Raw genomic sequence first — 22,701 nt, forward strand, 5'->3', positions numbered from 1 at the left:
CTTCGAGCGGTTCAGGCGCGCTGGAGGTTGAAGCGCTGGTTCGCGGCGCCCGTGGCGTTCCACTGGGAGATGCGGGCGGCGTTCTCGGTCGAGGCGCCCCAGACGTCCATGGCGAGGCCGGAGGCGCGGTTGACGAGTCCGATCGTGCCGCCGCCGTGGTCGGTGAGGGTCCACTGCTGGCTCGCCGCACCGGAGTCGGGCTGCTGCGTGATGTCGGCTCCGGTGGCGTTGGAGGCGACTTGGAGGACGAGCCCGGAGTGGCGGGCGCGGACCTTGTAGTAGCCGCCCGCGGCGATGAACTCGAACTGCTGGTTGGCGCCGGTGCCCGCGGTCCATTGGATGAGCGCGGCCCCGGCCGCGGTCGAGGCGCCGTTGATGTCGGCGGCCTTCCCGGAGTGCTGCGCGACCAGCCGGTAGAACACCCCGGGCTGCACCGGTCCGGTGCTGCGCGCGGTGATCCGGTACCGGCGCCCGGCGCGGCCGTCGAATTCGATGAGGTCGCTCTCGGGCTTCCTCGGCGTGACGGGCGCGCCGGCGGTCTCGTCGACGAGGTCGAAGTCGCCCGCGAACGCGCGGGCCCTGATCTTGACGGTGCCGTCGCGGTCGGCCTCGACGGTGGCCTCCTTGAGGTTGCCGCCGCTCCAGGTCGCGCCGACGGTGTAGCCGCCGCGTCCCCGCAGCCCGGCGCAGCTGCCCCCGGGCCAGGCCGACGGGAGCGCCGGCAGCAGGTGCAGTTCGCCGTTGTGGCTGTGCAGCAGCATCTCGGCGATGCCGGAGGTCGCCCCGAAGTTGCCGTCGATCTGGAACGGCGGGTGCAGGTCGAACATGTTGGGGGCCAGCCGTTCAGGCGTCACGAGCAGCCTGACCAGGTCGTGGGCCCGGGTGCCCTCCTCCATGCGCGCCCAGTAGTTGATCTTCCACGCCAGCGACCAGCCGGTGCCCGCGTCGCCGCGCAGCTCGAGGGTCCGGCGGGCGGCCGTGTAGAGCTGCGGCGTGCCGCGCTTGGTGATCTGGTTGCTCGGGTGCAGGCCGTAGAGGTGGGAGATGTGACGGTGCTGCGGGTCGGTCTCGATCCAGTCGTGCAGGTACTCCATGATGTTGCCGCGCGAGCCGACCCGCATGGGCGCGAGGCGGTCGCGAGCGGCAAGGACCTGCGCGCGGAAGTCGGCGTCGACGCCGAGGGCCTCCGAGGCGCGGGCGCAGCCGTTGAACAGGTCCCGCAGGATCTGGTTGTCCATCGTGGGCCCGGCGCAGACCGTCGCGTCGGTGTGGTGCAGCATCTCCGGCGAGTTCGACGGATTGGTCACCAGCCAGTGGAGGTTCGGCTCCTCGACCAGGGTCTCCAGGAAGAACTGCGCCGCGCCCTTCATCGCCGGGTAGTGCGCCTCGAGGAAGCCCCGGTCGCCGGTGAACCGGTAGTGGTCCCAGATCATGGTCGCCAGCCAGGCGCCGCCGGTCTGCCACATGCCCCAGCGGGCGTCGTCGACCACTGAGGACCCGCGCCAGCCGTCGGTGTTGTGGTGGGCGACCCAGCCTCCGGCCCCGTACTGGACTTCGGCGGTGCGGGCGCCGGTGACGGCGAGGTCGTCGATCATGTCGAACACCGGCTCGAAGCACTCGGGCAGGTTGGTCGTGTCGGCGGGCCAGTAGTTCATCGGGAGGTTGGCGTTGAGGGTGTACTTGGACTCCCAGGAGGGGGTCATCGACTCGTTCCAGATGCCCTGCAGGTTCGCGGGCTGGCTGCCGGGCCGCGACGACGAGATCAGGAGGTAGCGGCCGTACTGGAACAGCAGCGCCGAGAACTGGGGGTCGCTGGCCGAGTTGTGGCGGGCGATGCGGTCGTCGGTGGGGAGGTCGGCGGCGGCGGTGCGGCCCAGGTCGATCGTGGTGCGCCCGAACAGCTCCTGGTAGTCGGCCGTGTGCCGGGACCGGAGGGTGTCATAGGCGGTGCCCGTCGCGGCGTTCATGCGGCCCCACGCGATGCCCTGGTAGTCGCCGCTGACGTCCCGGTAGTCGACGTAGCTCGTGCCGATCGAGATCAGGAGCGTCACACTGTCCGCATTGGACACCTGCAGGGTGCCGCCGGAGCCGGACACGGTCCCGCCCTGGGCCACCGCCCTCGCGAGCGCGAGGAACCGCACCGAGCCGGGGATGCCGCGGTGGTCGCCGGACCTGCCGTCCAGCGCGATCGTGCGGCTGTCGGGACTGGAGGCCGTGGCGCGCTGCGGCGTCCGGAACGAGGCGGTGAAGGAGACGCGGCCCGCGGTCCCGGCCGTGAGGCGGACGGCGATCACCTGGTCGGGGAAGCTGGCGATCGCCTCCCGCTGGTACCGGACGCCGTTCGCGGTGTAGGCGACGCCCGTCGCGGCGGTGGTGAGGTCGAGCCACCGTTCGTATCCCGACGCGCCGCTGACGCCCGGGAAGGTCAGGTTGAGGTCGCCGACCGGCTGGTAGGCGAGCTGTCCCGCCGGCTTGCCGAGCATGGTCTGGTTGATGAGGTTCTGGGCCTGGCCCCATTGGTTGGCGAACACGAGCTGGCGGATCTGCTGGAGGGCGTCCGCTCCGGCCGTGTTGCTGTAGTCGTGGGGGCCGCCCGCCCAGAGGGTGTCCTCGTTGAGCTGCAGCCGTTCGGTGGTGTAGTTCCCGAAGACCATCGCGCCGAGCCGGCCGTTGCCGACGGGCAGTGCGCGGAGCCAGTCGGTCCCGGCGGGCTCGTCGTACCACAGTGCCATGTCGCCGGCCTCCCGCACTGCTGCGGGAGCCGCTGACGCGGCCTGCGGGGCGGCCCACTGCAACGGCATGGCCAGCGCCCCCGTTCCGAACTTGATCAGGCTTCTCCGGGGCAGCTCTGCCATGTCGTTCCTCCGAGTAGGTGGCCCAACCTCCTAATATTGACGCAAGTCTATATACATCAGATGTATGACGTCAAGGAAGCGCTTCCCTGCTGCGGGAGCCCCGGACTCGTCGTCATCGCAGCGTCTTGGCGAGCGCGGCGGCTTGGTGGCGGTGGCCGATCGTCTCGAAGCCGACGATCACGACCAGGGGCGAGCAGGCGGCGATCACGATGCCGACGCCCACGGTCGCGCCGGCCGCGACCGCGGCGACCGCGGCGGCGAGGGCGATCGCCGAGCCGACGAACAGCAGGAGGTGGAACGGGTCGAGCTCCCGCATGAGGAGCGAGTACAGCGTGAAGAGGGAGGTCAGGAAGATCGCGACGGGGACGCAGAGCGTCAGGATCGCGGCGGTCGCGCTGATGTGCGCCTCGTGCGAGATGACCGTGGCGGCCACGTGGAGGCCGGCACCGGTGGCGGCGAGCGAACCGAAGATCACCAGATGCCCGTAGCCCCAGACGAATCCGCGTTCGCGGTGGCGCGCGAGCACTTCGGCGGACGGCATCGTGAAGTACACCCACCACAGCCCGAACGCGAGCGCGGTGCCGCCGAAGGCGACGAGGACCGCTTCGACGGACCAGTCCTGCGCTTCGACGACCGCCGAGACGGCGAGGATGGTGCCGAGCACGACCTCGCCGAGCGTGATGATGACGAGCAGTCCGTACCGTTCGGCGATGTGGTGCGGGTGCCAGGGGCTGCGCCCGCCCCGCAGCTCGGCGATGATCGGGATGAGCATCTCGAAGACCGCGAGGACGACGACGACTCCGGCGGTGACGGCCAGCGGCGGGTCCACGAAGATCTGGGTGATCCAGCCGAGCTGCGCGATCGCCATGAGCAGCGCGTAGGTGAGCGCGTTGCGGCGCTGCGAGGCGTCGTGCCGCGCGATGCGGAGCCACAGGGCGATCATCGCGACCCGCATGACCACGTATCCGGCGACGACGACGCTGTTGTCGACGTGGACGCCTTCGTCGATCGAGTGGAACATCTGCGGCAGCCCGAGCGCGAGGATGAGCACGCCGAGCATCTGGACCATGGTCGCGACTCGGAAGAACACGTCGTCGTTGTCGAACGCCGACGCCAGCCACGAGTAGTTGATCCACGCCCAGCAGATCGCGAACACCGAGAACGAGAACGCGCCGATCGCCGCGCCGAAGTGCCCGAGTTCGAGCAGGTGCGCCGCCTGCGATCCCGCCTGGCTGAAGGCCACCACGAGCGTGAGGTCGAAGAGCAGCTCGAGCGGAGTCGCCGTGCGGTGCGGCTCTTCGGGGTCCCGCCCGGTCATCCGGTGGATGCGGTGGTCCCTGGTCTCAGGCGGAGTCGACATGCGCACCATCTTCCCACCGCTGTGGCGGGACCGGGCGTGGAGATCCGGCGTCAGCCCCGGCGGGCCGGAGCGGGCGCGGCGAGGATCCGGGCGCCGGGGACCGACGCCGCGAACGGCCCGGGCACGACCTGGTCCCGCGGGGCGCCGAAGAAGTCCGCGCTCAGGTCCAGATCGGACCCGTCGGGGTTGGTGTAGCCCATCTCGGCCTGGTGGCTCGTCCCCAGTCGCGCGGTCGTCACCGGGGCGACGGCATCGACGCCCCCTGCCACCTCGACGCGGACGCTCCCTGCCTCGGCGTCGTGCATCGCCACGCGCACGGGCGGCGTGTCCACGACCAAGGGCCCCGGTTCCGCGCGGAACGGCTCGGCGCCGTCCGCGTACAGGTTGCCCTCGGCCCATACGGGGAGGCGCGGCCCAGCGAGCGCGCTGCCGTCCTCGTGCGGGTACTCCTGCGGCGCCGGGTAGGCGTCGTACTGCGAGGTCCCCACCGGGGTGGGTATGAAGGTCGCCTGGCCGGGGACGCCGTCGATGTCGATCGCGCCGTTCCAGAAGCTCGCGAGCGTCGGCGCCGCCTGCGGTTCGGCGCGCTCGCCGTCGCCGACGAAGAGGTTGTTGTAGAACCGGTTGTCGCCGCCGAGGATGTTCGAGACGCCGTAGACGGCCGTGGAGTGGGGGAGGTGGTACGGGGTGTACCGCTGGTGCTCGGTGCAGTTCGCGATGCGGCCCGCGATGTAGTTGTGCACGTAGGCGCCGCCGGAGGACATGTCCTTGACCGCCCACGGCGAGAGGAACAGGTTCGAGTCCACGAGGTAGGGGCCGTGGCAGACCTCGACCATGAAGTCCTCGGCCGTGGACGCGTAGAAGACGTTGCGCCGCACCAGGGTGCCTTGGGCCTGCCAGTCGAGCCACAGGGCCCGGTGCGTGTGGTGGATGGTGTTGCCGCTGATCACGGTGTCGATGGCGGCGTGCAACTTGATGCCGGCCACCTCGGCGCCGTGCCATTGCCGCTTCACGTGGATGCGGGAGATGTGGTTGTCTTCGATGCGGGAGAACGCCGCCCCGAGGTGTCCGACGACGCCGGCCTGCTCGCAGTCCCGGATCGTGTTGCGGCGCACGGTGTGCGAGCCGACGTGGTCCCGGTGCCACGGGTGCGGTTCCCCGGCGTCGGGGCCGCCCAGGGCGAGCGCCCGCTGGATCACCTCGCGTTCGCGCTGCGTGCCGCCCTTGGCGCCCTTCGGCCCCGCCAGCCACTCGTTCTGCCCCGTGCTGGCCTCCTTGCCCAGGGAGACGCCGACGTTCTTCGAGTCGGTGATCGTGTTGTCCTCGATCACCCAGCCCTTGGACCAGTGCGGGCCGATCAGGCCCTCCTGGAGGGCGGTGGGCGGCGCCCACTGGGTGGCGGCCTTGGTCAGGGTGAAACCGCGCACCGTGATGTAGTCGATTCCCGTTGCCGCGGGCCAGAAGACGAACTTTCGGGCGTTGATCTCGATCTCGTGCGCGGCCGGGTCGGCGCCCCCGAAGTTCGCCCAGATCCGCGTGGCGTCCTCGCCCGCCTCGCAGTACCACGTCAGCAGGGAGCCCGCGCGGTCGAAGGAGTCCGCGGTGGCCTCGGGGCGTTCGACGCCCTCGAGGGTCAGCGACTCGTACATGGACTTGCCGTCGAGGTACACCTCGCCGGTGTGCCAGGTGTTGACCTGGTCGAAGAACCAGTCGCCGCCGATGCGTTCGGTGTACGGGTTGGCTTCCCCGAACAGGGTGTTCGGCACTTCCGTCGTCCAGACGTCCGCCCCGTGGGGGCGCCAGTCGGTGACCGCCTCCGCTCCGGAGATCGTGACCGGCTCGTATCGGCCGTCCGCGTCCAGTGCGGCCTGGTAGACGATCGGCGCGTCGGCGGTGCCGCCGCGCGGCGGGTTCACCCACTCGCGGTACACGCCCGCATGCACGACGACGGTGTCCCCCGGCTTCGCCAGCGCCGCAGCCGTGCCGATGCTGAGCAGGGGGTGTTCGGCGGTGCCGGCGGCGGTGTCCGACCCGGATTTGGCGACGTGAAGCTCCATGCAGCAAACGTTAGCCTCCGCCCTACAGCGCTTGCCGACCGACCGCCGCGCCGCAACCCCGAGGCCGACAGCACCGACAGGTGCGGGGACGCCCTGACCCGTTGCGGCCGATGAAGAGCGACGCCACGCCTGCAAGAGTTCAGCGGACTGTAAGGGAGATTCGCGGAGTCCGGGCGGCGGGCGCGGGACAATTTCTCCATGGTCGAGCTCCCCCTCGCGTTCGCGCTCATCGCCGGCGCGGTCGCCGCCGTCAACCCGTGCGGCTTCGCGCTGCTGCCGGTGTACGCCGGCTTCCTCATCAGCGGTGCAGCGGGGGAGGAGGTCACGAGGCGGCGGGCGCTGGCCCGGGCCGGCCTGTTCTCGCTGGCGGTGACGACCGGGTTCGTGGTGGTCTTCGGCGCCTTCGGACTCGTCGTCTCATTCGTCGCGGTGAACCTTGCGGCGGTGCTGCCGTGGATCACCGTGGGCGTGGGCGCGGCGGTCGCCGCAGTGGGGGTGTGGCTCCTGCTCGGCCGAGAGCTGCCGTCGTTCCTGCCGCGCATCGGCGGCCGCGAGGTGCGCCGCTCCTTCGGGTCGATGACCGTCTTCGGGCTGCTGTACGCGCTCGCGTCGCTGTCGTGCACCGTGGCCCCGTTCCTGGCGGTCATGGCGCAGACGTTCCGCTCGGCCTCGGTGCTCGGCGGGACCCTGGTGTTCCTGACGTACGCGCTCGGCATGGCGCTGGTGGTCGGCGCGGTCTCGCTCGCGATCGCCTTGGCGCGCCAAGGCATGGTGACCTGGATGAAGCGGCAGTACCCGAAGGTGACGCGGGTCGTCGGCGCACTGCTGCTCGTCGCCGGACTCTACGTGGCGTACTACGGCTGGTGGGACATGCGGGTCCTGGCCGGCGGCGACCCCTCCGACCCGGTGGTCGAAGGGGCGCGGACGGTGCAGCGCTTCCTGGAGGAGGTCGTGCGGTCGGTGTTCGGCGGCTGAGCGTCAGCTGAGTCCGGCGACCTTCTCGTCGAGTTCGTCGCCCGAGAACGAGCCGCTGTCGACGATCTCGCCCGAGGAGTCCAGAAGCACATAGGTGCTCTGGGAGGTCACGCCGAAACGGGTCCACAGTTCGCCGTCGGGGCTCTGCAGGTGCGTCGCGCCGCCGGTGCCCGTGTCCGCGACGAACGCCTGGCGCTGCTCGTCGGTGCTCGCGCGGTACAGGCCGGTCCCGGCGATGCCGACGACGGCGACCCGGTCCCCGTGGTCCTCGATCAGCGCCGCCACGTCGGGTCCCTGGCTCTGGCAGATCGGGCAGTCGTCCTGCCAGAACCACAGCACCGCGGGCGAACCGGCCAGTGACGCGCCCTCGAAGGCGTTGCCGTCGACATCGGTGGCGGTGAAGTCCAGCAGCTCCGGGACCGCGGCATCCGGTTCGGCGCCGCCTGTCGGCTCGCCCGGCGCGGCGGTGGTCGCGTCCGGGGAGGCGGTGGTCTCGTCCGCGGGGTCGTCGGGCGCCTCCGAGCCGCAGGCGCCGAGGGCGAGGACGGCCGCGGCGGCCGCCGCTGCGAGGACGGTGCGCTTCATCGCAGTGCTCCATTCGTCGGGGTGTCAGTCCTTCCATCCTGCCCGTCCGGGCGCGCGGGAATCCTTACGATCCGGTGAAGGATCGCCAGGGACCGGGGGCCGCGTCGTTCGACCGCGAGCACGGCGAAAGCCGCGGAGGGGTTGGCTCTCCGCGGCTTTCGCCTGCGTCAGAACGGGTCTAGCCGAACTGGCAGCAGATGTTGTAGCCCCTGGCGGTCCAGAAACCGGTCGGGTTCGGATTGCTCAGCGTGGGGTCGCCGACGCTCGGGGCCGCGGCGGTCTGGCGGCCGTTGCGCATCTCGATGTGCGTGTGGGCGCCGCCGGAGGAGCTGACGCCGCGCCAGTCCTCGACGCCGATCCGCTCACCCACGGAGATGGTGGCGCCGACGCCGACGGTCGGGTCCAGGTGCAGGTAGACGAGGGTCTTGTCGAGGCTCGAGTTGTAGACGGCGAGGGTGGAGAGGCCGCCGGAGCCCCGGGCGCCCTCGGTCATGCGGACCACGGTGCCGGAGACCGGCGCGTACACCGAGGCGCCGACGGTGTGGGCGATGTCGACGCCCTCGTGGCGTCCGGACGTGGTGGTGTAGCCGTCGAAGTAGGCGGTGATGTTCGCCGATGACGAGTGGTAGACGGCGTATTCGAGGTTGTCGGTGGCGTCGCCGCTGACGCCGATGAGGTGGGCGGCGTTCTCGTTCTTCAGGTAGGCGCGGAGGTTCGCGTCGGCGCCGGGGCTGAAGTTGTCGATCGGGCCGCTGTAGCCGCTGTTGTAGAACACCGTGACGTACCGGCCGGTCCGGTTCCAGGCCGAGGCGGCGTTGTTCTTCACGCACTGCCCTTGTCCCGCGCCCGCGCTGATGAACTTGTAGCAGCCCGAGCTCGAGCCGTAGTCGCTGATCGAGCCGGCGAAGTCGCTCACCGAGCCGGAGGTGTCGCTGTTGTAGTAGAGGCAGAACTCTCCGGACTCGCACACGCCGTTGCGGGCGGTGGCGGCCTGCGCGGGCGCGGCCGCGGCGACTGCCGTCGCGACGCCCATCACGGCCGCCGCGAAGATCGCGAGCAGGGCGTGCCGCTTCGATTTGATCCAACTCATGACTGCTCCTTGTGGAAGGGGGGTGGGAAGGAGGTCGGGCGCTTCTGATCGTGGGTGGAACGCCGACCGGTGGCTCGAAGAAGCATCGGTGACGCTCGGGGATCCAGCCCTCGGCTGACCGGTTCCATCTAGGATGTGACAGGAATCTCCACGAGTCAAGCAATCTATGAAGGAATTCTTCGTGTCGGATCGGTGTCGCGGCACGCGTCGAGCCGCGGTGCGCGGTGCGGCGAACCCGCAGGTGGTGAAGTGCTCGACTGAGCGAGTGCCCGTGCCGGCGCCCGTCCGGGACCGTTCAGTCGCCGAAGTCGATCGACCCGGTTCGCCGGGCGTTCGCCTGGAACCACCACAGTGACAGCCCCGCCAGCATCAGCCAGCCCGCCGCCGTGGCGCAGGCGAGGCCCGCTTCGGCGAGCACTGCGGCGGGGGCGTCCTCGTCGAGCATGAGGCGGATCGCTTCGAGGCCGTGTACGGCGGGGAAGGCCTCCATGAGGTGCCGCAGGCCCGCCGGCCAGTACGAGGCCGGCACCATCACACCTCCGAAGGCGGTCATGAAGAGCAGGGTGATGTTGGAGAAGACGTTGCGGGCCTTGTGGAAGCGGAGCGACAGGGTGCCGCACGCCAGTCCGACCGCGTAGTTCGTCAGCGCGGTCGCGAAGATCAGTGCGACGGCCGCGCACGCCTGCCCGAAACCGAGGGCGAGGTCGAAGGCCGGGGCGAGGGCCAGGAACGCGATCGAGGCGGAGAGGGTTCCCGACGGGACCCAGAACCAGCTCCGGGCGCCGAGGACGAGGACCATGCCCGAAGGGGCGGCCGCGAGGAGCGAGAGCGTGCCGCTCATGCGCTCCCACGTGGTGGAGGCCGAGGCCATCATGGTCTCGTTGACGGCGATGAAGACGGCCGCGCCCACCAGGAGGTAGCGGGTGCGCTCGGCGTCGCCCAGCAGCGTGCCGAGCGTCGTGTAGAAGACGACCTGGCACAGGACTCTGACCATCCATCCGAAGGCCCAGGTGGTCGGGGTGTAGACCGTGCGCAGGTCGGTCCACCCGGACCACATGGTCTGGCGCAGTACGGCAATGGCGCTCACGCGAATCCCACCGTTCCATTGAGGCGGATGCGCCGCACCAGGCGGTGCATGATCCAGAAGCCGAGCGCGGCCGTGGCGGTGCCCAGGCCCAGCACTGCCGCCACGCGCCAGCCGAAGTCCTCGACCGGCGCGGGGGCGAGGCTGTCGCGCAGCAGGTCGGTCGCCCAGGAGAGGAAGAAGACCCGCGCCAGTGCCTCCACACCGGACGGCAGCATCGCGACGGGGACCATCGCACCGCCGAGCAGGTACAGCGGGAACGTCACCGAGTTCTGGAAGCTGCGCACATTGCGGCCGACGACGAAGATCGAGGCCATGAGGACCCCGGTCGCGGCGATGCCGATCGCGGTGGCCGCGAGGGTGACCGCGAATGCGAGGGGGTGCGCGACGGCGACGACCACGCCGAAGCCCAGCGCACCGACGAGCCAGCATTCGGCGATGCCCAGGAGGCTGACCGCGGTGATGGTGGCGATGCGGCCGAGGAGGACCGCGGCGAGCGGGGCGGGAGTGGTCAGGAGCGCTTCGAGGACGCCGGCCGAGCGGTCGCGGAAGATCGACTCGCCGGCCTGCATGACGGCCATGCCCACCGAGGTCATGACCGCCGGCGCCAGCAGGGCGAACGGGGCCAGGTCGGCGCGTCCGCTGTGCTGGGTCACCGAAAGGAGGATCACGGCGAAGAAGGGCGCGGTCGCCAGCGTCAGGAGGTTGCCGGGATCGCGGCGGAACTCTCCGGCTTCGAGCCCGGCGGCGGCCCAGAACGCGGGGAAGGCGGCGGTCACGACCGCACCGCCATGCCGCGGTCGCCGATGAGATGCAGGTAGACCTCTTCAAGGGTCGGCGGGGCGGTCGAGACGTCGGTGACTCCGGCTTCCACCAGGGTCCGCAGGACCGGCAGCGCCGCACCGTCCCGGTCGGTCTCGACCAGGACCTCGCCCGGCCCGGTCTGCTTGACCCTTTCCACGCCCGGCAGCGCGGCGATCCGCCGCGCCAACGCCTCGGCGACCCCTTTGGCGTGCACGCGCTCATGCCGTGACAAGAGCTCGCCGAGCATGCGCGGGTCCTCGCAGCGCAGCAGCCGGCCCCCGTCGATGAACGACACCCGGTCGCACAGCGCCTCGGCCTCGGCCATGTCGTGCGTGGTCAGCAGGACCGCCCTGCCTTCGGCCCGGAGCTCCTCCACCAGGTCCCGGAACTCGTGCGCGGCGACCGGGTCCATGCCGACGGTCGGCTCGTCCAAGACGAGCAGGCGCGGGTCGCCGATGAGCCCTCGCGCGAGGTGCAGGCGCTGCTTCATGCCGCGGGAGAAGGTCTCGACCCGCTGCCCGGACCGGTCCCCGAGCCCGACCCGCTCGAGCAGCGCGTCGGCGCGTCGGCGGCCTTCACGGCGCCCGAGTCCGTAGAGCGCGGCCCAGAACCTCAGGTTCTGGGCCGCGCTCATGCGCGTGTACAGGCCCCGTTCGCCGCCGAAGACGATGCCGAGGAGCGGACGGACCCGTGCGGCGTCGGCGACGACGTCGAGGCCGTGGACGCGGGCGGTGCCGCCGGTCGGCAGGAGCACGGTCGAGAGGATCTTGCACAGCGTCGTCTTGCCCGCGCCGTTCGGCCCGAGCAGGCCGTGGACCTCCCCGGCGCTGACGCTGAGGTCGAACGCGTCGAGCGCGCGATGGTCGGGCTTCCCTTTGCCGCCGTTGAAGACCCGGGTGAGGCCCTGGACTTCGACGGCGGGCGGGTCAATGCCGGTCATGGTCATGGGCACAGCCTCCCGGGCCCCGCCGTCCCGCGCCATACGTGCTTTCACGTACGTGCGCCGGCGCGGCCCTGGCTAGCCTTGGCGCATGCCCCCGTTCATCGCGCGCGGCGACGAGTTGCCGCGGATCGCCGCCGCATGGGACCGCCTCGCCACCGGCGGCGGCCCCGTCGCGGCCGTGCTCACCGGCGAGGCGGGCCTCGGCAAGACCAGCATGCTCCGCGAGGCGGTCCGCATGATCGACCCGCCAAGGCTCCTGGTCGGCACCGCGAGGGCCGAAGGCGCCGCACCCCACGACTGGTTCGCCGCCGCCACCGCTGCGGTCGACCGCCCGGAAGGGGTCGACGAGCGGCTGTGGCGGGTGCTGCGGCAGGAACCGCTCGCATCGCCGATACCGCTGCCCGACGGCGCGCTCCTGCGCGGCGCGGTGCAAGCCCTGCGCCGGATCATCGGCCCCGGGCCGGCCCTGCTCGCCGTCGACGACCTGCACTGGCTCGACCTGGAGAGCCTGGCCCTGTGGTCCGAACTCGCCGCCGCCTGGGACCTGCCCGTCATGCTCCTGGCATGCAGTCGCGACCCCGGCGAGGCACGCCACCCGCGGGCGGCCGCCCGCACCCTCGCCCGCCTCTCCAGCATCGGCGCGCGACTGCCCTTGCGGCCCTTCACCAGCGCCGAAACCCTCACGCTCGTCAGCGCCGCCACCGGCGGTCCGATCTCCCGCGCCGCCGCGCGAACGATCCACCGGCGCACCGGCGGCAACCCGTTCTGGGTGACCGAACTGGCCGTCTCCGGCGCGAAGGCCGACACCCCGCTCCCCGGCCACCTCGGCGCGCTCGTCCGCGCCCGGCTCGCGGGGGAGGACCAGGACGTCTGGCAGGTCGCCCGGGACCTCGCCCTGCTCGGCGAACGAATCGCGACCGGCACCGCGACCGACCTCCTCGGGGCCCCCTTCAGACGGCACCTGCCGAGACTCGTCGCGGCCGGCGTCCTGTGCCACGACCACGCGACCGTGCGCTTCCCGCACGCCCTCATCCGCGAGGCCTTCGCCGCCACCGCCCTGCCCCACGAGGCCGAGGCGCTCCACCTCGCCGCGCTCGAGTCGGCCCGGGCACGCGGCGATGACGCATCGATCGCCATGCACGCCTTGGCGATCGGTGCCATCGACGAAGCCGTCGGCGCGGCCGGCCGCACCGCGCGACGGCAACTCGCCAACTGGCTCACCGAATCGGCCCAGGAAACCGCCGAGTCCGCGCTCCGCTCAGCCCCCGACCACCCGGACCTGCTCGACACCGCCGGACAGGCCGCCCTCGTCAACGGCGACTTCGACAGCGCCCAAGCGCACCTGGAACGCCTGACCACGATCGCCTCCGACAACGCCGTCCGCTGCGCCGCCCGACTCCGCCTCGCCGAGATCGCCTGGCATCAAGGGCGCATCGCACACCAGTGGGACTGCCTCGACCGGGCCGACGCCCTCGCCGCGCCCGGCAGCGCCGAACACGCCCGCTGCCTCGTCGCCCGCGCCATGGCCCTGGTCAGAAACGAGGACTTCGGCCCCATCCCGGGGCTCTGCGACGAAGCCGATCCGCTCCTCGCGCACCACGGCCTCACCGCCGAACGCCGCTCGGCCGCGATCAGCCGCGCGATGGCCGTGCACCGCCTCGGCGACCCCGACAGCGCCGCCGACGCCCTGCGTCAGGTCTGGCGGGAGGCCGAAGCCGACGGCGACCTGCGCTGGCTCTGCCGCGCCGTCAACAACCTCCTCGTGATCGAGATGCCGCGCCTGCCCGGGCCGCAGGCCTGGCAGTGCTTCGAAGCGGGCGTGCGGGCCGTCGGCGATCTCGGCATGGCGGCCTGGGGCGGGAAGATTTACCGCGTCGCCGCCGACTTCGCCATCGAAAGCGGTGACCTCGACCGCGCCTGGAACCTGCTCAGCACCCGGGCCGCCGACGAACCCGATCCGCACGAACGCGCGGTCCTCGCCGCGAAATCCGGGCTCCTCGCCGTCGAACGCGACGACCGCGCCGCCGCCGTGCACTACCGCCGTGAAGCCTTCGCGCTCATCCCCGGCATGGACCAGGCCTGGGTCATCACCTACGCGCACTGGCTGGCGACGGCGGTCGCCGCCCGCTTCGGCGACCGGTCCGACGTCCAGACCGCCATGCGCGCCTATCGCGACGCCGTCCCGCCCGACCTCCACCGCCGCCGCACCCCGCGCGTACTCGAAGTCGCCCTCCTCGCGGTCGAAAGCGGCATCGACGCCGATGCGGTGCAGCGATTCCTGGCCCGCAGCCTCGGCACCGTCCCCGGCCCCGGCAGCAGCCCGCCCGCCGCTCTGATGTGGATGTCGATCCGGGCGGCGAACGGCGACTGGAACGGCGTCGTCGCACTGCTCGACGGTGCACTCAACAGCGGTGCACTCAACAGCGGTGCACTCAACCACGATGCGCTCGACGACGGTGCTCGCAAAGTCGGTGCCCACGACGACCGCCGCGCCCTGGACGACACGACAAATTTCCCGCTGCCGCCGACGCGCCGCAGCACGGCCCACAGCCTTGCGTCGCAGGCCTACCGACAGCTCGGTGACATCCGCGCGGCGATCGACCACGCCGAACGGGCCGCCGCACTCCTGCGGCACTGGCCCGGATGGCGAAGCGAACAGGCCCAAGCGCACCTGACCGCGATCCGGCCCCACGTCGAGAACCCCTGCCAGCGCTTGACCGCCAGGGAGACCGAAGTCCTCGAGTCCGCCGCGAGCGGCCGGACGAACCGTCAGATCGCCACGGCGCTCAACATCTCGCAGCGCACCGTCGAGGTCCACATGTCGCGCATCCTCGCCAAGACCGGCACCGCCAGCCGCACCGAAGCGGTGGCCCGCTACCTCCGCCGCTGACCCGACGGTTCACTTCATATCAGCGCGAACGTCTACCATCCGGCCGGACTCCGCCCCTCAAGCGCGACCGCATGCGGCCCCGGCATTCGCTATGATTCTTGTTGCGTACGTGGGTTCATCAACGCGGGCACCTCACATCCGGATGGCACCACCCTCAAGGTAGAGCATGCCCTGCCAGGCAACACCGGGAACCGCCATGACCACAGACGACCCCGAGCTGATCGCTGCAAACGAAGCATCGACGCCCCCTGAAGCAGATGGCGACACGGACACCCGTGTAGCCGACCACATCGACGCCTCTGCGCCGCGACCGGACAATCCCCGCAGCATCACCTTCTGGGCCACCGTCATCGGGTCGCTCGCCGGAGTGGTGGCAGTGGTCGTCACCATCATCCAAGTCGCGAGCTTGCCACCTGCGGAATTGGGAAGCGGAGCTAGCGGCACCGAGGACAGCACGCCGCCCGCCGCAACCACGTCTGCGACGCCCTCGCCTGAGGCGACACTCTCGGAAGTGGCGACATTCGACGCCGAGGACCTGTGGGGGCATCTCGAACCAGGACAGGAGATCACCGCTACGAACGTCAACGAAGGCGGTCAGGACGGTCTCCTCATCTACCGTGGGGCCGCCTCATTTGACGGATGCGCTGGCATGCTGGGCTTCTCATTCGTTGAGGGGACTCTGGAACATTGGGGTTGCCGCTTCGGCGCGCAGGCCGCCGTCGAAGGCGTCACGGTCGACGCGGAAGGCGTCCTGTGGGTTTGGGAGTTCGCGACCACGGAGCAGGCAGCCGAGGCCGCGACGGCGATGGATCAAGAAATCGATGCGGCTGTGGACTTGACCTGGCAGCTCGCGCACGCCAGCCTCATCGAGCTCGACGGCGACTTCTACACGAACAGCGTGAGCTTCACGGGCCGGTTCGTGATCGCCACTACGTCGGCTTTTGCATACCAGCCGGGGGCGGATCCGGACTACAGCTTCTCCGTCGCTTTGGGTCACCTGGAGGGCGACGTCCGGACCCTGCTCTCAGAAAGCACCTGAGTTCGATCGCGCCGCGTCCTGGCCGAGCGTGCCCGGCGCGGTGAAGTCGGCAGGGGAGTGACCTGGCCCGGGTCATATCAGGATCGTCTCGGTAGCGTAGGCGAGGACGAACCGGTCGGGGCCGATCAGATCCGCAAGGGGCTTCGAGACCTCAACTCGGGAGTCGGTACGCCGAGACGTGCGAGCGGGACTCGGCGATGAATTCGGCGCCCTCCCAGTCGGCGTGCCGCGATTCGAGGTCGAAGCCGGCCAGACGCGCCATGAGGTCGAGTTCGGACGGCCAGACGTACCGCTGTGAGCTCCGCCCGAGCCGCGCCTGGCGGCTCTCGTCGAATCTGAAGTGGTGCGAGACGAGGCGCTGGCTCAGTTCGTCGTAGACGTCGACCCCCAGGTAGCCGGGCTTCGCGGCGAACACCGCCGCACTCGTGCCCGGCGACGTGCGCGCGATCCCCGGCACTCCCAGCTCGACCACGAATCGACCGCCGGGACCGAGGTGTGCTGCGGCGTTGCGGAAGCATTCGACCTGCTCGTCCTGCGTGACCAGGTTCGAGATCGAGTTGTAGACCACGTACACCAATGAGAACTCCCCGTCGGCCCGCGCGGTCGCCATGTCGCCCTGCACGACCGGGATCACGGAGGCGTCGACTTTGGACCGGAGCTCCTCGATCATCGCCGGGGACAACTCGATTCCTGCCACTGGCACCCCGCGCTCGGACAGCGGCACCGCCACCCGGCCGGTCCCAATCGCGAACTCCAGCGCGCGCCCACCGCCGGCAAGGTCCGCCAACCGGGTCACGGCCGGGCCGAGGACTTCCGGGGCGAACATGCCCTCGCCCGGGGTGTCGTAGCTGCGGGCCGTCTCGGCGTCCCAGATCTCACTTGAAGTCATCCAGTCAGAGTCGTACACCTATGACCTGATGTCGACCGATTTACTCCCTCGCGTGCCGGCGTCGACTCAGGCGGTGGTCAGCAGCTGTATCGCCGAGTCTGAGGAGACGGTGAGAACGCTCGCCGCGATGAAGATCGCGAGGAATCTGCATCCTGTGACGTTCTTGTGGAGCCAAGGCGCCAGGAGCGCGATGACGGGCGTCTTTCACCTGGCTACCGGCAGCGTTGGCGGGAGCCGCGGAGCCCTTCCAGCGCTTCATCAACCGAACAGGCCGCTGTCGTTGGCGGGGGCCTGTTGCGAACAGTGTGAAGGCCCCCTGCGGTTCCGGCAGGGGGCCTCCGTCGTTCCGCTACGCCAGTCCGAAGGAGCGGATCGTGGTGTGGGCGACCTCGGTGCCCGCGGTGTCGACCGCGGTCATGCGCACCGACACGAACTCGGCCCGCCGCGGCGGGCACAGCACGCCGGCGGCGGTCCCGCCGTCCCGCTCGATCGCCACGTTCCGCCAGGTCCTGCCGTCATCGTACGAGACCTCGAACGTCATCGACTCGACCTCCACCGGCGCATAGGGCGCGCCCGCCATGGCCTGCAGCGTGACCTCGACCGGCTCGTCGCCGTCGACCCAGCCGCCTTCGGCCCCTTCGATGCCGAGAGAGACGACCGGCAGGTCGAGGTACTCGTAGCCCTCCTCGGGCATCTCGCCGACGTCAAAGCTCCACGACTGCGAAGACGCCGCAGCGAAGACACTGGTGGTACCGGAGAAGACCGATTCGGCCGCAAGCGTGTAGCGTCCCGGCTCGGCCGGCATGTCCATCACGAATCGTTGGACGCCTTCGGTCTCGGACACGAGTCTGCCATCGCGGCTGAGCGACATGGTGCCGTCGAAGCCGACCTGCGCCAGCGACTCCCCGCCGACGCTGAAACCTGGGTAGAGCAACCCGCCGATCAGGTGGCCTCCCGCCTCATCGGCACTGCGGGCCACCACAGGGGCGCCTGCGGAGAACGGGCCCTTGACGACGGTGCGCTCGGTTCGGCCGGGCTCATAGACCACCCCCGTCCGATCGTCTACGAAACCGTCCACGATCCGCTGGGTGCCCTCAGCGTAGATGCCGCCCTTGGCGGAATGCTCCCAGGAGATCCCCGGTTCGGCCGTGTACAGCATGGTGTGGGTGGAGGGGAATGCGACCGGGACGCGTCGGCAGAGGCCGATGCCGGTCTGGCGTTCCACGAAGTCGCCGTAGTCGCAGGTATGACCCCTCACCGCCGCACCGAGGTCGTGAAGGTGCGTCTCCACCTGCGCCAGTTCGTCATCGGTGAACGCGTACTCGGTGTCGGCCGGGAACCCGTCGAGTTCGCCGAGCGCGAGGTTGTAGGTGTACGGGTCGGCGCTGCCCTCGGGGCTGAGAAACGTCGGCTGGTACATGAGGCTGAGTTCGAACTCCGGCAGATCGGGCTCGGGCATCAGGTAGATGTCGGATCCGGCTTCGGCGACCGCTGAGGCGGCGAGGCCGAAGGACTCGTCCTTTCGGGACAGGGCGCCGTAGGAGATCGGCGCGCCGACGTACACGGCGTCGTCGCGCTCCACTTCGGCGCTGACCGGCTGCGCCGTCGTCGCGTCGACGAGCAGCTGCCCTTGACCGTCTCCGACGGTCACCGGGGTGATGCCGAGCACGAGCTCACCGCGTTCGGTGTCGGTCGGGGCCCGCCGGAACTGGGTGACGATGATGTAGTCGCCCGGCATGAACGCCTCACTGCCGACGCCGTCGGCGTCGATCGCGAAGCCCCCGAAGTCGCTGCCGTCGCGCGTGGCCCACATCGCCCAGGAGTCGTCGGGCACGCCCCCAGTGCGGTCGCGGAGGATGACGCTGAATTTCTGGGCCTCGTCCGCGACCGTCCCGCTCTCGCCGGTCGGGTCCGGCAGCAGTCCCGTGTAGGCCCGATCATCCAATGCCGACGCCGGTGCGGCGCCCGCATCGGTCTGGCCCGCGCCCAGCAACCGTGTCACGTTGTAGCGCCGCGGATCCTCAAGGCCCGCCTCGATGTCGTCGACCATGTCGAACGGCACGGCGATGAGCTCGTCCGAGCCGTCGAACGCCTGCGGGGTGACGAACCCGATGTCCTCGCGCCCTTCGGCGGGCTCGATCGAGGCGTTGCCGTTCGGCAGGACCGTCACTCGGTCGCCGGTGGGCAGCACGACCGTGCCGCCCGCTGTCTCGAATGTTTCCGGTGGTGCCGTGTCTGCGGCTGCATTCAGGGGGTTCGCCTGCGCAGTTGGCGACGCCATCGCGCTTGCGGCGATGATCGCCGCCGCGAGCGTACCCGCGGTTCTCCGTGTTCGCATTTCGACTCCTCGCGGGCCGAGCGTGGACGGCCGGGATGGCTGTCCATGCGCGCGACCCACTACCACACGCTTGAGATCGCCACGGCAACAACCGAATCCGGAAAAATCTGAAATACTACGATCAGTGATCGCTCGGTAGCGTGCAGATCTGAGCTGAGGCGGCTCGGGGCAATGCTGTTTTCGCGGCCCCAGATGACGGTGACTTCCTTGATGGCGACCGTCCGGGACCGGCCCCAGCCGGCCCCGGGCGGCATCGCCAACTGGTGAACAGGCGCGGCAGGAAGTCGATCAGCGACTGCTGCCAGACATCCCAGCCGTGCGGGCCGGCGACGATGGGGGCGAACTCGTGCTCGATGCCGCGGTTCTCCATCGCCGCGATCAGGTTGAGCGCGGGAACGTAGGTGAAGTCCTGGCGGTCGCCGGAGTACACCCGGATCAGCTCGGTGCCGGCGTTGACGGCGTCGACGTCGGCGCCCGCGGGCGGGCTCCCGAAGGCCGACATCGCTCCGATGTAGGCGAACTCGCCGGGGTGCGCCCACAGTGTGCTGAGGGTGTGCCCCGAGCCCATGGACAGGCCGGCCGGCGCGCGCTGGCCGGGGTCCGCGCTCAGGTTGTACTGGTCCTCGGTGGTCGGGGCGATGCGCGTCGTCATCTCGGTCGGGAAGTCGACGCCGACGGGGCGGGCATGCCGCCCGCCGCCTTGTAGAGGACTGCGTTGCGGCAGGGCGGATCAGGGTTCGGCGGGGAACGCGCGGGCGAAGGCGAGCACTGCGGTCCGCTCGGTCCCGTCATCGGGGATGTCGCGCCGGCGCCAGCGCAGCAGGAGGTCCTCCAGTTCCCGGCCGAACTCCTCGAGTTCGGCCGGGTCGAGCCGCAGCCAGACATGCGCCGCGAACGCGGCGTCGCTCCACGGCTGGTCGGCAGAGGCGAGGAACTGCCGGGCCCGTTCAGTGTCGCGTTGCAGCAGCACCAGATCGGCCGCGGTCGCGGCGGTCTCGGCGGCCGGGCGTCCCGTGTCGGTGCCGGGCCGCCACCGCAGCCCGCGGGTCACCAGCCGCCAGCGGCGCTTCCGGCGGTCGCCTTCGGCCGCAGCGGGTTCGACCAGGCCCGCGTCGACCATGACCTTGAGATGGTGGGAGACGCTGCCGGTGGCCAGGCCGAGTGCCTGCGCCAGTTCCGTAGTGGTCGAAGACCCGTGGACGGTCAGCGCGTCGAGGAGGCGGGACCGGTCGGGATGGGCGAGGCAGGCCAGCGCCTGCACATCGTCGATCTGCCGCACGTCGCCGGGCTCACCGTCTCTCATGCGACCCAGTCTAGCAAGCAGATTTGCGCAAATCTGCTTGCGGGCATATGCTGGCGCGATCCGGAACCACTCCCGATGGAGGCCATCGATGCAGTACGCACCGCTCGGGCGCACGGGCATGACCGTGTCGCGGTACGCCTTGGGCACCATGATGTTCGGCAGCGTCGGCAACAGCGACCGCGAGGAGTGCGTCAGCATCGTCCATACCGCGCTGGACGCGGGGATCAACTTCGTCGACACCGCCGACATGTACAGCACCGGGGAGTCCGAGCGCATCGTGGGCGAGGCGCTGCGCGGCCGCCGGGACGCGGTGATCCTGGCGACCAAGGGCCACTTCGGTCTCGAGGAAGGGCTGAACAAGAGCGGCAACTCCCGCCGCCACCTGCTGAACGCCGTGGACGCGAGCCTGCGGCGGCTGGGAACGGACTGGATCGACCTTTACCAGGTCCACCGCCCTGATTGGAGCACCGACCTGGAGGAGACGCTCGGCGTGCTCACCGATCTGGTGCGCGAAGGGAAGATCCGGGCTTTCGGATGCTCGTCGTTCCCCGCCCATGAGCTCGTCGAGAGCCACCGGGTCGCCGAGTCCCGCGGACTGATGCGGTTCCGCACCGAGCAGCCGCCGTACAGCCTCCTCGCGCGCGGGATCGAACGCGACGTCCTCCCCGTGGCCGAACGGTGGGGCATGGGCGTGCTCACGTGGAGCCCCTTGGGGTTCGGGTTCCTCACCGGCCGCCACCGCACCGGAGCGGCGGACTCGGCCCGCGCCAGGGTGCGCCCGGCCTGGTTCGACCCCGAGAACCCGCAGGTCGCCCGGAAGCTCGCCGTCGCCGAGCAGCTGGCCCTGGTCGCCGACGACCTCGACCGCCCGCTGCCCGCGCTCGCCACCGCGTTCCCGCTCGCCCATCGCGCGGTGACCTCGGTGATCACCGGCGTGCGCACCCTTGAGCAGCTCCACGCGACCTTGCAGCACGTCGACCTGGTGCTCGACGACGCCGTCCTCGACCGCCTGGACGCCATCGTCCCGCCGGGCACCGACGTCTACGACCCGCAGTCGCCGATGCCCCTCCCCTGGCTCACGGACTCCGCATTGCGCCGGCGGGCCGGCTGACCCGCGGGTGTCGATGGGATCGGCGAAGGAGTGGTCCCGACTCGAATCGACAGAACAGGCGCTGGCAGGCAGCCCGATGCCCGCGTCCTCGATTCGTATCCGATCAGGAACATCGACACTGACCGCCTACCCGTCGGCCAACTCCAACGCCTCCCGCGGGCGTTCCGGGTAGCAGTGGGCGACGAGTCTCGACGCCGCGAGCTGCGCTGCAAGCACCCGTCTCGCGCCTCCAAGCGCCGCCGCAGCGCTCTGGAAATCGCCGAAAGCCCAAGAGGACGAAAAACCCGCACAAGCATCAGATGCTGTGCGGGTTAGTGATGTAGCCCGGGTGGGATTCGAACCCACACTGTACGGGTTTTGAATCCGTCTTCTCTGCCAGTTGGAATACCGGGCCGGGGCGCCGGTGTGATGCCGGAGCCGCCGCAAATGATACCCGGTGCGCCGAACGCCGACGGCCACCGGCCCCCGCCGCGCAGCGCCCGTAGGGCGTTGCGCCGCTCACGTTTCGGTTCCAACGTCCGAAACGCTCGGCATAGGAACGTGCGCCCCCGAGGCGCGGCGGCTAAGCTAGCGTCCTGGTGTGCCCGGAACGACGCACGCCCCACGACCATTCGTCGCATGAAAGGTACGGACCCGCATGACGAGCAAGGCCGCCGAGGAGCCGCGCAAGCGCGTGCTCATCGCCGAAGACGAGGGGCTCATTCGCCTCGACCTGGCCGAGATGCTCACCGAGGAGGGCTACGAGGTCGTGGCCGAGGCCGCCGACGGCGAAGCCGCCGTGCGCCTCGCCCAGGAACACCAGCCCGACCTGGTCATCTGCGACATCCAGATGCCGATCATGGACGGCCTCCAGGCCGCGGAGAAGATCGTCTCCGCCCGCATCGCCCCCGTAGTGATCCTCACCGCCTTCAGCCAGCGCGACCTCATCAGCCGCGCCCAGTCCGCCGGGGCCATGGCCTACCTCGTCAAACCCTTCCAGAAATCCGACCTCGTCCCCGCGATCGAGCTCTCCCTCACCCGCTTCGCCGAGATGACCGCCCTCGAGAAAGAGGTCGCCAACCTCACCGAACGCCTCGAGGTCCGCAAGCTCGTCGACCGCGCCAAGGGCCTCCTCATGACCCAGTACGGCATGGCCGAACCCGACGCGTTCCGCTGGATCCAGCGCGCCGCCATGGACCACCGCCTGTCCATGCGCGCCGTCGCCGAGCGCGTCATCGCCGAAGCCGAACAGAAGGAAGCCCAGGACGCCGAATAGGCCCCGAGCAAGAAGGCCCGCGTCACCCCTTGGGTTCTAGGAGTCGTTGCAACACCTTGATCTACAAGGGATTGCGATGGATTTCGAGATCCGGGCGGACCGGAAGCCGCAGGGGCCCAGGAA

The 22,701-nt window shown here is 70.4% G+C and carries 17 protein-coding genes and 1 tRNA gene; 5 read left to right on the forward strand and 13 right to left on the reverse strand.

Annotated features, from left to right (window positions below):
- Window positions 1-11 precede the first annotated feature (11 nt).
- The 3 genes from AB0K52_RS08940 to AB0K52_RS08950 form a co-directional block, all read right to left on the reverse strand.
- Entirely contained in the window at window positions 12-2,855 is a 2,844-nt protein-coding gene (locus AB0K52_RS08940; protein ID WP_363528306.1) for a glycoside hydrolase N-terminal domain-containing protein, read from the reverse strand.
- Between the two features lie 112 nt (window positions 2,856-2,967).
- Window positions 2,968-4,215 carry a low temperature requirement protein A gene (locus AB0K52_RS08945; RefSeq protein ID WP_363528309.1) on the reverse strand — a complete coding sequence of 416 codons (1,248 nt, stop codon included), beginning with the start codon at window positions 4,213-4,215 and terminating at the stop codon, window positions 2,968-2,970.
- Window positions 4,216-4,265: 50 nt separating this feature from the next.
- Entirely contained in the window at window positions 4,266-6,272 is a 2,007-nt protein-coding gene (locus tag AB0K52_RS08950) for a right-handed parallel beta-helix repeat-containing protein (RefSeq protein WP_363528312.1), read from the reverse strand.
- Window positions 6,273-6,470: 198 nt separating this feature from the next.
- Here AB0K52_RS08950 and AB0K52_RS08955 point away from each other — a divergent pair, with 198 nt between their 5' ends.
- Window positions 6,471-7,247 carry a cytochrome c biogenesis CcdA family protein gene (locus AB0K52_RS08955; RefSeq protein ID WP_363528315.1) on the forward strand — a complete coding sequence of 259 codons (777 nt, stop codon included), beginning with the start codon at window positions 6,471-6,473 and terminating at the stop codon, window positions 7,245-7,247.
- A gap of 3 nt (window positions 7,248-7,250) precedes the next feature.
- Here AB0K52_RS08955 and AB0K52_RS08960 read toward each other — a convergent pair whose 3' ends face one another.
- From AB0K52_RS08960 to AB0K52_RS08980, 5 genes are all read right to left on the reverse strand, one after another.
- On the reverse strand, window positions 7,251-7,832 hold the full coding sequence (locus AB0K52_RS08960; protein ID WP_363528318.1) for a redoxin domain-containing protein: 582 nt from the start codon (window positions 7,830-7,832) through the stop codon (window positions 7,251-7,253).
- Window positions 7,833-8,010: 178 nt separating this feature from the next.
- Window positions 8,011-8,922, reverse strand: a complete 912-nt coding sequence (locus AB0K52_RS08965) for a peptidase inhibitor family I36 protein (protein ID WP_363528321.1) — start codon at window positions 8,920-8,922, stop codon at window positions 8,011-8,013.
- Window positions 8,923-9,217: 295 nt separating this feature from the next.
- The gene (locus AB0K52_RS08970) at window positions 9,218-10,009 is read right to left on the reverse strand and encodes an ABC transporter permease (protein ID WP_363528324.1); all 792 of its coding nucleotides are present in this window, start codon (window positions 10,007-10,009) and stop codon (window positions 9,218-9,220) included.
- Entirely contained in the window at window positions 10,006-10,785 is a 780-nt protein-coding gene (locus tag AB0K52_RS08975) for an ABC transporter permease (protein ID WP_363528327.1), read from the reverse strand. Before AB0K52_RS08975 ends, AB0K52_RS08970 begins: the two co-directional genes overlap by 4 nt.
- Window positions 10,782-11,756 (reverse strand): ABC transporter ATP-binding protein, encoded by a 975-nt coding sequence (locus tag AB0K52_RS08980; protein ID WP_363528330.1) that lies wholly within the window; start codon window positions 11,754-11,756, stop codon window positions 10,782-10,784. Before AB0K52_RS08980 ends, AB0K52_RS08975 begins: the two co-directional genes overlap by 4 nt.
- 85 nt (window positions 11,757-11,841) lie before the next feature.
- Between AB0K52_RS08980 and AB0K52_RS08985 the strand changes: the two genes are divergently transcribed.
- Together AB0K52_RS08985 and AB0K52_RS08990 are read left to right on the forward strand one after the other, a co-directional pair.
- Window positions 11,842-14,643 (forward strand): LuxR C-terminal-related transcriptional regulator, encoded by a 2,802-nt coding sequence (locus AB0K52_RS08985; RefSeq protein WP_363528333.1) that lies wholly within the window; start codon window positions 11,842-11,844, stop codon window positions 14,641-14,643.
- A 196-nt stretch (window positions 14,644-14,839) separates the two neighbouring features.
- Window positions 14,840-15,682: a hypothetical protein gene (locus tag AB0K52_RS08990; RefSeq protein ID WP_363528336.1), complete on the forward strand. Its 843-nt coding sequence runs from the start codon at window positions 14,840-14,842 to the stop codon at window positions 15,680-15,682.
- A gap of 151 nt (window positions 15,683-15,833) precedes the next feature.
- Here AB0K52_RS08990 and AB0K52_RS08995 read toward each other — a convergent pair whose 3' ends face one another.
- The 4 genes from AB0K52_RS08995 to AB0K52_RS09010 all read right to left on the reverse strand — a co-directional run bounded on the left by AB0K52_RS08995 (window position 15,834) and on the right by AB0K52_RS09010 (window position 20,212).
- Window positions 15,834-16,571: a class I SAM-dependent methyltransferase gene (locus AB0K52_RS08995; protein WP_363528339.1), complete on the reverse strand. Its 738-nt coding sequence runs from the start codon at window positions 16,569-16,571 to the stop codon at window positions 15,834-15,836.
- Between the two features lie 349 nt (window positions 16,572-16,920).
- A complete protein-coding gene (locus tag AB0K52_RS09000) occupies window positions 16,921-18,762 on the reverse strand; it encodes a hypothetical protein (protein ID WP_363528341.1) in 1,842 nt (613 codons plus the stop codon).
- Between the two features lie 268 nt (window positions 18,763-19,030).
- Window positions 19,031-19,561, reverse strand: a complete 531-nt coding sequence (locus AB0K52_RS09005; RefSeq protein WP_363528344.1) for an alpha/beta hydrolase-fold protein — start codon at window positions 19,559-19,561, stop codon at window positions 19,031-19,033.
- Window positions 19,562-19,639: 78 nt separating this feature from the next.
- The gene (locus AB0K52_RS09010; protein WP_363528347.1) at window positions 19,640-20,212 is read right to left on the reverse strand and encodes a helix-turn-helix domain-containing protein; all 573 of its coding nucleotides are present in this window, start codon (window positions 20,210-20,212) and stop codon (window positions 19,640-19,642) included.
- An 88-nt stretch (window positions 20,213-20,300) separates the two neighbouring features.
- Between AB0K52_RS09010 and AB0K52_RS09015 the strand changes: the two genes are divergently transcribed.
- Window positions 20,301-21,323 (forward strand): aldo/keto reductase, encoded by a 1,023-nt coding sequence (locus tag AB0K52_RS09015; RefSeq protein ID WP_363528349.1) that lies wholly within the window; start codon window positions 20,301-20,303, stop codon window positions 21,321-21,323.
- A 320-nt stretch (window positions 21,324-21,643) separates the two neighbouring features.
- Here the strand turns inward: AB0K52_RS09015 and AB0K52_RS09020 are convergent.
- A tRNA-Leu gene (locus AB0K52_RS09020) sits at window positions 21,644-21,717 on the reverse strand.
- 243 nt (window positions 21,718-21,960) lie between these two features.
- Between AB0K52_RS09020 and AB0K52_RS09025 the strand changes: the two genes are divergently transcribed.
- Window positions 21,961-22,578, forward strand: coding sequence for a response regulator (locus AB0K52_RS09025; RefSeq protein WP_208494374.1), 618 nt, complete (start codon window positions 21,961-21,963; stop codon window positions 22,576-22,578).
- Window positions 22,579-22,701 lie beyond the last annotated feature (123 nt).

The organism is Glycomyces sp. NPDC049804, from assembly GCF_040674615.1.
In the GTDB taxonomy this organism is placed as follows: Bacteria; Actinomycetota; Actinomycetes; order Mycobacteriales; family Micromonosporaceae; genus Glycomyces; species Glycomyces niveus.